The organism is Actinoalloteichus spitiensis RMV-1378, from assembly GCF_000239155.1.
Classification (GTDB): domain Bacteria; phylum Actinomycetota; class Actinomycetes; order Mycobacteriales; family Pseudonocardiaceae; genus Actinoalloteichus_B; species Actinoalloteichus_B spitiensis.
Genome location: NZ_AGVX02000872.1, coordinates 1 through 373, shown reverse-complemented (window position 1 = coordinate 373; position 373 = coordinate 1). Strand labels below are relative to the sequence as shown.

Annotated in this window: 1 protein-coding gene; it reads left to right on the top strand. The window is 69.4% G+C overall.

Going from position 1 to position 373, the window contains the following annotated elements; all coding sequences use genetic code 11:
- Positions 1-373, top strand: a 373-nt coding sequence (locus tag ACTIDRAF_RS31585) for a condensation domain-containing protein (protein WP_039789959.1), incomplete at both ends; no start/stop codon positions are given.

The window sequence follows — 373 nt, the reverse complement described above, 5'->3', positions numbered from 1 at the left end:
AACCCGACCAGGTCCCTGTCCCGGCACCCGCTGTTCCAGGTGATGATCGCTTTCCAGACCACCACGGGGACGGTCTTCGACCTGCCCGGACTCGACGCGCGGCTCGAACCCGACGCCTCCCGCATCGCCAAGTTCGACCTCACCTGCGGCCTGCACGAACGCCGAGGGGAGGACGGAGGCCCGGCCGGCATCAGCGGGGCACTCGAGTACGCCACCGACCTCTTCGACGAACCCACCGCCGCCTCCTTCGCCGATCGGTTGGTCCGGTTGCTGACCGATCTCGTCACCGGTCCGGACCAGGCCCTCAGCTCCTGGGACCTGCTCGGCTCCTCGGAGCGGGAGTTGGTGGTGCGGGGGTGGAACGACACCGAGC